The sequence below is a fragment of the Desulfosporosinus lacus DSM 15449 genome (assembly GCF_900129935.1).
Classification (GTDB): Bacteria; Bacillota; Desulfitobacteriia; order Desulfitobacteriales; family Desulfitobacteriaceae; genus Desulfosporosinus; species Desulfosporosinus lacus.
In genome coordinates, this window is record NZ_FQXJ01000003.1 from 776,727 (window position 1) to 788,952 (window position 12,226).

General features: G+C 41.9%; 12 protein-coding genes. 11 read left to right on the forward strand and 1 reads right to left on the reverse strand.

The window, feature by feature from the left end:
- The first annotated feature begins 300 nt into the window (after nt 1-300).
- Complete coding sequence (locus tag BUB11_RS03665; RefSeq protein ID WP_073027948.1) at nt 301-1,566, forward strand: methylaspartate ammonia-lyase; 1,266 nt, start codon at nt 301-303, stop codon at nt 1,564-1,566.
- Between the two features lie 56 nt (nt 1,567-1,622).
- Here the strand turns inward: BUB11_RS03665 and BUB11_RS03670 are convergent, their stop codons facing one another.
- Nucleotides 1,623-2,201 (reverse strand): Uma2 family endonuclease, encoded by a 579-nt coding sequence (locus BUB11_RS03670; protein WP_073027949.1) that lies wholly within the window; start codon nt 2,199-2,201, stop codon nt 1,623-1,625.
- Between the two features lie 404 nt (nt 2,202-2,605).
- On the opposite strand from BUB11_RS03670, the gene BUB11_RS03675 reads away from it, so the two are divergent.
- The 10 genes from BUB11_RS03675 to BUB11_RS03720 all read left to right on the forward strand — a co-directional run.
- The gene (locus tag BUB11_RS03675; protein ID WP_073027951.1) at nt 2,606-3,619 is read left to right on the forward strand and encodes a 2-hydroxyacyl-CoA dehydratase family protein; all 1,014 of its coding nucleotides are present in this window, start codon (nt 2,606-2,608) and stop codon (nt 3,617-3,619) included.
- Nucleotides 3,620-3,891: 272 nt separating this feature from the next.
- Entirely contained in the window at nt 3,892-4,683 is a 792-nt protein-coding gene (locus BUB11_RS03680) for an acyl-CoA dehydratase activase (RefSeq protein WP_073027952.1), read from the forward strand.
- 308 nt (nt 4,684-4,991) lie between these two features.
- Entirely contained in the window at nt 4,992-5,621 is a 630-nt protein-coding gene (locus tag BUB11_RS03685; RefSeq protein WP_073027954.1) for a carbonic anhydrase, read from the forward strand.
- 141 nt (nt 5,622-5,762) lie between these two features.
- Entirely contained in the window at nt 5,763-6,026 is a 264-nt protein-coding gene (gene citD / locus BUB11_RS03690) for a citrate lyase acyl carrier protein (RefSeq protein ID WP_073027956.1), read from the forward strand.
- A gap of 17 nt (nt 6,027-6,043) precedes the next feature.
- Nucleotides 6,044-6,937 (forward strand): HpcH/HpaI aldolase/citrate lyase family protein, encoded by an 894-nt coding sequence (locus BUB11_RS03695; RefSeq protein ID WP_073027957.1) that lies wholly within the window; start codon nt 6,044-6,046, stop codon nt 6,935-6,937.
- Nucleotides 6,934-8,481, forward strand: a complete 1,548-nt coding sequence (gene citF, locus BUB11_RS03700) for a citrate lyase subunit alpha (RefSeq protein WP_073027959.1) — start codon at nt 6,934-6,936, stop codon at nt 8,479-8,481. Before BUB11_RS03695 ends, citF begins: the two co-directional genes overlap by 4 nt.
- A 151-nt stretch (nt 8,482-8,632) precedes the next feature.
- Entirely contained in the window at nt 8,633-9,697 is a 1,065-nt protein-coding gene (citC, locus tag BUB11_RS03705; RefSeq protein WP_073027961.1) for a [citrate (pro-3S)-lyase] ligase, read from the forward strand.
- A 3-nt stretch (nt 9,698-9,700) separates the two neighbouring features.
- Nucleotides 9,701-10,213, forward strand: coding sequence for a citrate lyase holo-[acyl-carrier protein] synthase (gene citX / locus BUB11_RS03710; RefSeq protein WP_073027962.1), 513 nt, complete (start codon nt 9,701-9,703; stop codon nt 10,211-10,213).
- A gap of 35 nt (nt 10,214-10,248) precedes the next feature.
- Nucleotides 10,249-11,154: a triphosphoribosyl-dephospho-CoA synthase CitG gene (gene citG, locus BUB11_RS03715; protein ID WP_073027964.1), complete on the forward strand. Its 906-nt coding sequence runs from the start codon at nt 10,249-10,251 to the stop codon at nt 11,152-11,154.
- A 583-nt stretch (nt 11,155-11,737) separates the two neighbouring features.
- A partial coding sequence (locus tag BUB11_RS03720) for a fibronectin type III domain-containing protein (protein WP_143187542.1) occupies nt 11,738-12,226 on the forward strand: 489 nt, incomplete at its 3' end.

Consider the following 12,226-nt stretch of genomic DNA (forward strand, 5'->3'; position numbering starts at 1 on the left):
CGGCGCTCGCAGGCCAAACTAACACGCTAGCTTCGGCTCCGGACGGGGTACCCGGCCAAAGCGACGTCCCTGTCGCATGGCCGGCGGAACACGTCCTGTGTTCCGCCCCGTCCTCCGCCTGCGCTTTCGTGAAGTTTGGCGGGCTGCTCGCTTAAGTCGTTCTCTTGGTCTCAAGCAACGTCTATCCTGCGTGGACGATTTGGGTATTCCCGAAAGCCGGGGTAGTTAGCTAAGCCCCTTGGGGGAATTAGACTTGGGTTTGGGGATGACATGGATCATTATCTAAGGAGGATACTATTAATGAAGATTATTGATGTTATTGCTTCACCGGGGCTTACGGGTTTTTATTTTGATGATCAACTGGCTATTAAATCTGGGGTAGAGCATGATGGTTTTACTTATTTGGGGGAGCCGAAAACGCCTGGTTTTAAGGCGGTTCGTCAACGGGGTGAGTCTATTTCAGTGATGCTTATTTTGGAAGATGGGCAAGTTGCTTCAGGGGATTGTGCGGCTGTACAGTATTCGGGGGCCGGGGGAAGGGATCCGCTGTTTTTGGCTGAGGATTTTATTCCCATTATTCTGGGAGAGATTGCCCCTAAGCTTGTGGGTCAGGAGTTAGATTCTTTCCGCAAATTGGTGGAGCTTGTTGAAAACTCTCAACGCGAGAATGGGGAACGTTATCATACTGCGATTCGGTATGGTGTGAGTCAAGCTATTCTGGATGGTGTGGCTAAAGCTCAGAGGAAAACAATGACCGAAGTGATTCTTGAAGAATACGAGCTTCCGATGGTTCTTGAACCTGTCCCTATTTTCACTCAAACCGGGGATGATCGCTATGAAAATGCGGATAAGGCGATTATAAAACGTGCCGGAGTTTTACCACACGCCTTGATCAATAATGTAGAGACAAAGCTTGGTAAAGATGGAGAACTGCTCCTGGATTATGTGAATTGGCTTCGAAACCGGATCATGACGCTTGGCGGTGATGATTATCGTCCGATCTTACACATCGACGTTTATGGTACGATAGGTCTTGCTTTTGAGGATAATGTTGAGCGGATGGTGGAGTACTTTATACAGTTAGAAAAAGCCGCTGATCCCTTGCACTTGCGGATTGAAGGGCCTATGGATGCCGGAAGCCTGGAAGGGCAGATAGAACAGCTGAAGGCCTTGCGCGTGGCCTTGAAGGCTCGGGGAGTTAAAGTGGAAATCGTGGCTGATGAGTGGTGCAATACTTACGAAGATATTGTCAAGTTTGTGGATGCTCAAGCTGCGGATATGGTTCAAATTAAAACTCCGGATCTGGGGGGGATTCAAAACACGATTGAAGCGGTTATCTATGCCAAAAAATACGGAGTTGGCGCTTATGTAGGTGGGTCCTGCAATGAAACGGATTCCGGAGGGAGGACTGCGGTGCATGTATCCCTGGCTGCCCGTCCGGACCAAATGCTTGCAAAACCCGGTATGGGAGTAGATGAAGGGTATATGATCGTGCACAATGAGATGAACAGGACACTCGCTGTGTTAAAGAGGGTTCGCGAGACACGCTCTCGTCGTGTAAACTAAGGCTTTAGACGTTGGATGCAAGCGTGCATTAATTAGAAAATCCCACTTGAAGTCTATTATCTTTGTGCAAATACTGCCCCCATATCAATTTCTAAATCCGCAAATAAAGATACCCGTATACTATCTTCATCAGTGTACATTTCAGGGCGACTGAATCGCCCATTTTTTTGCAGTTGAAAAACGCTGACCATTCTTTGTTCTGGTTCGACAATCCAATATTCTTGAACACCGGCTTTCTCATAAAGGTTAAACTTTATGACCCTGTCTGTTTTAATTGAGGCAGGAGAAATTATTTCAATCACCATATCAGGTGCCCCATTACAACCCTTATCATCAATTTTGGATTTGTCGCAAATAATAGAAATATCGGGCTCGACTACATTTTTTACTTCAATATCGTTCTTTTCATATCCTTGAGGTAACCTCACACAAAAAGGTGCAGGGTATATTCGGCAAGGTTTACCTGTCAAATAGACCGCAATCTGTTTAGCCAATTCCATTAGTATCGCTTGATGTATAGGTGCTGGGGCAGCTTGCATATAAGGTGCTCCATTCATAATTTCCCATCTTTCCCCTTCCGGATAGGTCAGGTAGTCCGCATAAGTATATGGTTTTTCCTCTTTTGATAATCTCATTATTATCACGTCTCCTTATTTTTCAGTGAAATCTTCGTTGCCTGATAAATAATAGACATCACCAAAATACTTGGCTGGTATTCCACTGGAGACTATCGTCACCGAAGTAGAATAAGGAACACCCACTTGAATAAGGGGGAGTCTCGGAATTGATAAACAACTTAATTATACTTCCCATGCATGAAAGATAGCAATAGAATGTTTACCATACATTCCATTTTTTCCATTAATGGGGAATTAATTAGGGCGGATACTTTCGTTCCAATATACTTATAAATATGCAGCTATATTTCTATATGTAGTAGCAGCTGCTAAACGTACTTAACATTTCAACCTTAATCCTCTAAAATAGACATAAGTTTTAATATTTGATGTACTTGGAACCAAAGGAGTAGAGACAATTAATGAGTAAAATCGGTTTAACAACGACAGTGCCTGTTGAAGTTATTTTTGCGGCAGGGGATACACCGGTCGATTTGAACAATATCTTTATTACCAGTTCTGAAGCTATGCAACGTTTAGAGGAAGCGGAGCTCGCGGGTTATCCACGGAATGTGTGCGGCTGGATTAAAGGATTGTATTCGACAGCCTTGCATAATCCGGATATTCAACAGATAGTTGCTGTTACACAAGGGGATTGCAGTAATACCCATGCCCTGATGGAAACTTGGGAAGTCGAGGGGATTGAGATTATTCCTTTTGCATTTCCTTATGATCGGGATCCTGACATGCTCCGCCTTCAAATGGACAAGCTAATTAATGTGTTGGGAACCACCTGGGAGGACGTGAACCTGCAAAAGAAGAGGCTTGATCAGGTTCGGGCATTAGCATGGGAGATTGATCGCTTGACCTGGGAAGAGAACAGGGTGAGTGGATTCGAAAATCACCTCTACCTTGTCTCGTGTTCGGATTTTAATGGTAATCCTGAGGGTTTTGCTCATGAGATGCAAGAATTCATTCAAAGCGCGGGTGCGCGAAAGCCTTTGCCAGAACGTTCTCGTTCTGGGTTAGGCAGGAAAAAGCGGGAAATACGCCTAGGATTTATCGGGGTTCCGCCTATCTTCCCGGAACTGTACGATTTTCTGGAAGAACAAGGTGCCAGGGTTGTTTTTAATGAAGTTCAGAGGCAATTTTCCATGCCTTTTAAGACAGATGACATTGTTGAACAATATCGTTTGTACACGTATCCCTATAAAGTATTTCTGCGTTTAGAGGATATCGCCAGAGAAGCAGAACGTCGTAAACTTGATGGAATTATCCACTATACCCAAAGCTTTTGTTATCGCCAGATTGAAGATCAGATTATTAGAAGAAAGCTGGATTACCCGATTTTAACTTTGGAAGGAGAAAATCCAACAGGGTTAGATGCACGCAGTAGAATGAGATTAGAGTCTTTTTTAAGCATGATCGAAGACTAGAGAGTAGTCTGAAACGCTCTTTGCCTTGCGCTCCGGCTTGCCTTATGAAAGTAGGTTAAGGCCGATTAGAGATGATTAGAGCGGATTAAAATTGTAAAGTTGATAAGAGTTGAATGAAGTAACGAATCTGATGGCGGTACTTCATACCATGGGCCCCGCCGAATCCAAAGTTGCATGAAAAGACCCTCAGAGTTAGGGGAATAGACCTTGTGTGTTAGAGACCCTCTCAGAGGGTCTCTAATGAATATATTGGTGGAAGGATGAAAAGCATTATGTCGGGACAACATACCATTTGTGGAATTGATCTGGGGAGTCGGAGTGTTAAGATTGCCCTTATGGAATATAAGCCTGAAGAGGAAGGTTTGGAGATCCTTCGACTGGAAAGTTTGGATACGATTCGTTTTTACCGGGAGTACGGACGAAAACAGGGCGATAAATTATCCGTGAACTTTGAGGCTTTAGGATTGCCTGCGGTCGATCATTTAGTTTCCACGGGATACGGGCGGAATACCCTGGAACTTGCCGGCGGCGAAGCGATTCCTGAGCTTAAAGCCCATGTGTTGGGAGCAATTTATCAGACAGGTCTTAAGGATTTTACTTTAGTTGATCTGGGTGGACAAGACAGTAAAATCATTCAGGTTCAAAAGGGCAGAATGGTTGATTTTTTGACCAATGACAAGTGTGCTGCCTCTTCCGGACGTTATTTAGAGAATATGGCGACTATACTCGACCTGACTCTCGAGGAGCTGGGGGAATATACCGATGCTCCTGTGGAGCTGAATTCCACTTGCGCGGTGTTCGGCGAAAGTGAGCTGATCGGTAAGATTGTCGAAGGATTTCCCCTGACTGAACTGGCGGCAGGAGTAAACACTACGATTGTTAAACGTATTTTGCCTCTTTTGCGATCGTTTCGCGGGGAGATAATTGTTTTCACCGGAGGGGTAGCGCATAACCTAGCAGTCGGCAAGCTTTTGGAGCGGGGGTCCGGCCGTAAGATCGTGATACCCCAAGAGCCCCAATATAATGGAGCCATCGGATGTTGCGTTTATGCGAACCAATCATAGTATAAATTAATATAAAGCATACTGATTACAATATGATAAATTTGGTGATAATTATCAAGAAGAAGGAGAAGCTGTTAATAGCGCTTATTAAAACAAATATACTGAATAATAAGGCAATACAATAATGGGATTGCCATAATAAAAAAACATAATAAAAACATAATAAAGGCCTCCAATTTTTAGTAAAAAGGCCTTATAATTAAGTTAGTGCAAGAAGTTACAAACCACTGTTTGGAATTATTATTGTATCTACTGTATCTAATTGTATGGGCCAAAGAACTAAAGAATAATTATTTGGAGGTCGACTTATGCAAAGAATGTTAGAAGGGCTGATTAAGTTTAGACAAAAGGACTTCGAAGAGCATAAGAATTTATTCGATAAGTTGAAACGACGTCAAGAACCGCATACTTTGTTTATTGCCTGCTCGGATTCACGTGTAATGCCAGAGATGATAACAAAATCTTTACCAGGAGAATTGTTCGTTGTTCGAAATATTGCCAACATAGTCCCTCCCTATAAAGAAACACATCAGGACTATGTGGCAACTACTTCAGCAATTGAATACGCTGTAAAGTCTCTTAAAGTAGAAAATATTGTTGTCTGTGGCCACTCTAATTGTGGAGGGTGCGCTTCGATCTATTTGCCCGATGAGATTCTTAATAATTTGCCGGATACTAAAAAATGGTTGGAATTGGCACAAAATGTTAAGAAGAGGGTCATGGTACATCTGGAAGACAAAGACGACGAATACATGAGAGAATGGTTAACCGAGCAAATAAACATATTAGAGCAGATTAAACATCTATTAACCTATCCTTATATTAAAGAAAAGTATCTTAATAAAGAGATAAATATTTACGGCTTCTATTATATGATTGAAACTGGTGAGGTTTTTATTTTTAACTATGAAAACGGAGTCTTCGAATTATCAAACTAACCTCGTAAAGAAGATTTGCATTGGGTCCAACGCTATTCCGAACACCTGTCATTTGATATAATGACAAGTGTTCGGAATGTGTATTTTTGGGGCAGATTAAAGGTTAATTAGTAGGATGTTCTGAGGATTGAGGTGAGTAACGTGAAAATAACGAAAGTGGCCAAAGCGGGGACCTTGGAGTCTAATGATATTCTAATAATGGTTAAACCTAATGAGTTTGGAAAAACAGAGCTCGAACTAGAAAGTATTGTTATGCAACAATTCGGAGAGGTCATCGAGCAAGTGATTTTACATAAAGTACAGGAAATGGGCATCGAAGGCATATCAATTAAGGCTCAAGACAAGGGAGCTTTAGATTACACCATTGCAGCAAGAGTAGAAACTGCTATTAGCAGGGCAATTTAAACATAAGGTGGGTTAACATGGAAAAATTGAGAAGAACGATGTTGTTTATGCCGGGGAATAACCCTGGTATGCTTCAAGACGCAGCGATACTGGGAGCAGACTCGATTATCTTAGATTTAGAGGATGCGGTTAGCTTAACGGAAAAGGATAGTGCCAGGATTTTAGTTAGAGAAGCGATTAAAACCATAGATTACTCACAGGTGGAAGTGGTAGTCAGAGTTAATCCCCTGGATACGGAGTTCGGGCAACCAGATGTGGATATGATCGCTCGGGTAAAACCTGATACATTGTTGATCCCTAAAGCGAATGAAGAAGAAATAAAGCTTGTGGATAAATTACTGGATAAAATTGAAAAGGAAGAGGGATATCCCCTCGGATGCATAAAGATTATTGCTCTTATAGAAACTGCCCTTGGACTTGAAAATGTCTATAACGTGATCCAAGCCTCTAGTCGAACGGTTGGAGTGTTGTTGGGAGGGGAAGATTTAACAGCAGACTTAGGAATCGAACGGACAAAAGAGGGAGAAGAAATCTTTTATGCCCGAAATAAGGTGGCAACTGTGTGCAGAGCTTTAAAGGTAGATGCAATAGATACTCCATTTACAGATACGAACGATTATGAGGGGCTTGAAAAGGATACAGCTAAAGCAAAAGGTTTGGGGCTAACTGGAAAATCGGCTATTAATCCAAGACAAATTGAAACTATTCATTTCGTTTTCGCACCCACAGAGGATGAACTAAAACGAGCTTTAAGGATTTTGGATGCTATGGAGGAAGCGGAAAAAGAAGGCAAAGGATGTTGCTCATTAGATGGTAAAATGATTGATGCTCCTGTCATCAATCGAGCGGCATGCACAGTCGATCAAGGCATAAGGCTGGGACTTATCAGCGGTGAGGGTGGAGCAAGATGAAAACTATACTAGGCAGAGAAATTCCTGACTATATTGAAGGATATGGGCATGTTAGGCCTTTTCAAGGGGCTTTTAGTGATGTTGGAGTAAAAACCAGAACCGCCGTCAAGCTGACAAGTGTGATCCCTAATGATCAAAAAGTATTATCAAGCTTAGAGGATGCCTTAGATAAGTTAAACATCACCGATGGGATGACTATCTCCTTTCACCATCATTTAAGAAACGGAGATTATGTTTTAAATAAAGTCATGGAGAGATTGGCCGCAAGAGGAGTTAAGGATCTAACCGTTGCTGCGAGTTCTATTTTCCCAATCCATGCACCCCTTGTCGAGCACATAGAAAGCGGAGTGGTAACGGGTTTAGTTGCAAATTACATATCCGGCCCGGTGGCGGAAGCGGTTTCGAGGGGCAAATTGAAGAAACCCGCTATTATGCAAACTCATGGCGGACGGGCTAGGGCCATAGAAAGCGGAGAATTACACATCGATGTTGCCTTTCTGGCAGCTCCCACGGCGGACAACTATGGAAATATTAACGGAGTTTATGGTGATGCGGCTTGTGGATCGTTAGGTTATGCCGTTGCAGATGCAGAGTATGCCGATAAAACTATCGCCATAACGGATCATTTAGTGCCTTACCCTGCCTATCCCATTGAAATCAGCCAAGTTTTTATTGATTACATCGTTCAAATTGATTCCATCGGAGATCCTAAGGGCATCGTTTCCGGAACGACGAGAATTACTAAGGATCCGGTGGCACTTATTATTGCTAAAAGAGCGACTGAGGTAATTAAGGCCTCCGGTTTAGTTCGAGAGGGCATGTCCTTTCAAACGGGAGCAGGCGGTACTTCACTGGCCGTTGCCGCGGAATTGAAAAAGATAATGCAACATGAAGGGGTGGCTGGAAGTTTCGCTTCCGGAGGAATTACCGGATATCTCGTAGAAATGTTGGAAGAAGGACTTTTTAGAAGCCTCTTTGATGTTCAATGTTTTGATCTGAAAGCGATAGAGTCTTATAGAGATAACCCTGCCCATCAATTTATGTCCGCTTCCATGTATGGTAATCCGCATACAAAAGGAGCCGTGGTTAATAATCTGGATATTATGATTTTGGGAGCGACAGAGATTGACACGGACTTTAATGTTAATGTTACGACAGGGTCCAACGGAGTGATTATGGGCGGTTCAGGTGGACATAGTGATACGGCAGCCGGATCAAAACTTGCTATTGTGGTAACAAATCTTATGAAGGCCCGACTCCCAATAATCAAGGACAAGGTGATAACGGTCACTACTCCTGGGGATAGCATTGATGTTGTAGTCACGGAGCGAGGAATTGCTGTTAATCCTCAAAGAGGGGACCTGCTTGAAAAGCTAAAGATGACCAATCTCCCTCTAATGACCATAGGAGAATTAAAACTGCTGGCAGAAAAAATCACAGGAGTCCCTAAGGGGGTTGAAACATCTGAGAAAATTGTCGCTGTCGTAGAGTATAGGGACGGCAGTGTTATCGACGTCGTTAGGAAAGTGAGCTCAGTTTCATAGCATCCTGCGGCGCTAAATTATTCGTCACAGACTCTGCGCCTTCGGCGATACTGTCCACTGGACACTATCGTGTTCCTTCGTGGAATAAGTAAGTTTGGAAGCATGAGAACCGTTTTTTGCTTCCATATACTATATAAGGGAGAGAAAAAATATGTACGGAGTTCACATCGAAAAGGTAAATCTCAAGAATAAGGTGGAACGAGATGAAGTGGAAACCTTCCTCGAAGATTTTGACCTAGTCTTAGATCGGGATGTGGACTATACGCTGGTCATAAGAGCCGGGGAGCAGATGACCACGGTACAGGGGACCCCCCTGGTTGCGACTTGCTCAAAAGCAAAAAATGTCCTAAAGTGTTTTGCGGTTATTGATGAACTTAGGGGAGAGGGAATAACATCGACTTTAGTCTCCGCCTTAATCGATCAACTCTTCAGTCAAGGTATATATCACTATTTTGTTTTTACAAAGCCTTGTCAGGCACATATTTTTTCAGCCTTGAATTTCAAACTTATCCATCACAATCCTGAGGTTGCTCTCTTAGAAAACGGAATTTACAATATCAGTCAAAAATTAAAGGAAATAAAAAAGAACTATAACATGGGAGATTCGGAAAAGGCGGCTTTGGTTATGAATTGCAATCCCTTCACTTTGGGCCACCAATTCTTAATTGAAGAAGCCTCTAAGAATAACAGTGAGGCCCTCGTGTTTATTGTTGAAGAGGATAAATCTCTGTTTCCTTTTGAAACGAGAATTGAGCTGGTTCGTCAGGGGATTGGTCATTTAAAAAATGTCAAAGTAATACCCAGTGGGGAATACATTATCTCAGCAGCTACCTTTCCCTCTTACTTTTTAAGGGAGGAAGGAGAAAGACTCAGAGCCTATGCTGAATTAGATTCCTCAATTTTTGGAAAGTATTTTTGCCATACTTTTAAGATTAAGAAAAGATATGTAGGAGAAGAACCTTATTGTGCGGTTACAAAAACATATAATGAGACTTTAAAGGATGTGCTACCTATTTACGGGGTTGAACTGCATGAAATCAAGAGGAAGGCATTTGGAAACGAAGCGATCAGCGCTTCAATGGTTAGAAGTCTGTTAAAATTGAATGATATTCATAAGCTCAGTAACCTCCTGCCAGAAGTTACCTTGGAGTTTCTGAGTACAAGCCGTGGAAGGGAGATCGTGGAGAATATAAAAAGATCTGACTCTCCGCACTGAATTATGGAAAGATATATGGTTAACGATTTGCTTGAAGCAAGGGAGAGAAGGGCTGAGTTAATTGACAGCCTTCTAAAACGTTATCAAACTCCGATGCTGGTGATGAGAGTGAACTATCCCGGCCTTCAGAAAACAAATGATCTCACTTTGACTATTATCCAGGAAATGAGTGCCTTAATTTGCACTATGTTAGGGGAAAAGGTATGTTTTAAAACGTGGCAGCCAGGGGCAGAAGGTCCGATTTTCTTGGTTGCAGTTAAAGAAGAAGCTATTGCTTTAAAGAGGATAACGGTTGATCTGGAAGAAAAGCATGTTCTCGGACGTTGTTTAGACCTTGATGTCTATGATAGTTTCGGTAGAAGCATAAGCAGACAGGAACTGGGATATCCCAGAAGAAAATGTTATGTGTGTGAGGATTATGCCCAACATTGCGTAAGATCAAGGCGACATGGAGAGCATGAGGTTATAGAATTTATTGAAGACCGGTTTAAAAGATATAGGAAAATGGGGATCTAGAAACCCTTTTGACGCGGAGAAAATGGAGAAATTAAATGTACATAGCAGGGAAGAACAATAACATAGATGACCAGGCAATTGCCATTGCGAGTTTAGCGGTACAAGCAATTCTTTATGAGGTTGCCTGTCATCCATCCCCCGGGTTGGTTTCTAAAGTCTCTAATGGTGCACATAGTGACATGGATTATTTCACCTTCCTGGATAGTGCCGCTGCTCTAATCAACCCTCTGATTCATTGCGCGAAAGCGGGGTTTTCTTCTGACAACCCCAAAGAAATATTTAAGAAGATTAGGCAGATCGGGCAGTTGGGTGAAGGGAGAATGTTTCATAAAACACGAGGGGTTAATACCCATAAAGGAACACTTTTTTTAATGGGAATCTGCTGTGCCGCAGGAGGTAAGGTCTTATACTCAGGAACCGGCTTCTCTGCACTGCAGAAGATTATTCAAAATATGACCGAAGGTATAGTGGATAGGGAGTTAAGTTCCAGAGTCAGCGAGTTGGAAAACACCCATCCATCAAGGTTGACCCATGGTGAAAGACTCTTTTTAACCCACAAAGTCGAAGGCATCAGGGGAGAAGTTCAAAGAGGATTACCCACAGTTTTTGACATTGCCCTGGATGTTTATCGGGAAAATCAGCAATTAAGCCAAAACTCAAGGCTGGTTCAAACTCTGTTAGCCATTATGCAATTTAACGAAGATACTAATATTTTACATAGACACTCTTTCGAAACTTTAAAAGAAGTTCAGGAAAACGCTAAGAAGATTATTGCTCTTGGGGGTATGACAACGGCTGCAGGAATCAAAGCAATCCAAGAAATGGATGAGGATTTTTGCAAACGGAAGATAGGGCCGGGCGGGAGTGCGGATCTATTAGGAGTTACTGTTTTTCTAGCTCTTTTAGAGGGTTATATGACGGAAAATTGTATTCTTGATTAGTAAAACAAGGCTGGAACAATAATCTTTGGCCTTGTTTTTTATAATACAGTCTATCTCATGATATAAATACTTTTAACCTTTTCTCTGATGCATCAGAGAAAGGGTTAAAAATCCGTCCTTAATTATGTGTTTAATTTTCAAGACTCCCATTACACTATAATTGTATCTAAGAGCTTCGATGTTCGGATTTTTTTAGCTTTGGAGTTCTTTTAGGAAATTAAAGATTTGTTGGAATGGAACTGAAGGATTTATCTTCGCAAGAAAATGTTTCTTCTAAAGGGAGGATTATGGAGATAAAACAAGAATAAAGTATATAGGTGCTTCTATAATTTTTTCGTCAATTGATTCTTCGCAAAGTGATAAATTTAATTAAGTATTGTTACTTACTGATTGCACCGGATTATTTTAATATTCGATTGGCCCTGGCAAAGGAGTTGAACTTGGAATGCAAGAGATGGCTTATATGGAACTGTGAAAAAAGGGACTTTGAAAAGTTGGAGTTTCTTGTGGGACCATATTTAATGTTAGATAAAAGTTCTAGGGAGATCATGAGAAAATACTCTTAAAATAATGGAGGTAAAAAATGAAAAATAACAGTCTCAAATTAATGACCTTATTTCTTTGCTTGGTATTCTCAGCTTTAATATTTCCGAAAGATACTTTAGCCTTAAGTTCACCATCAGCCCCAACAGATCTGACAGCCAGTGCCAAAAGCTCCAGTGAAATATACTTGGATTGGGATACTGAAAGTGGCGCTACATCTTATTATGTTTATAGAGCTAAAACCTCGTCAGGTACGTACACAAAAATCGCAACCACAACCTCTTCCCAGTATACAGATAGCGATTTGTCGGAGGATACCGCCTATTATTATAAAGTTGTCTCGGTAAACAGTGCCGGCACAAGCACCTATTCTGCCAAGACCTATGCAACAACAGATGACGATGACGATGACGACGATTCCGATCTGTCAGCGCCAAAAGATCTGACGGCTACGGCTGAAGGCTCCGATGAAATAGAGCTGGATTGGGATTCAGTAAGTGGTGCAGAATCCTATGAAGTATACCGATCT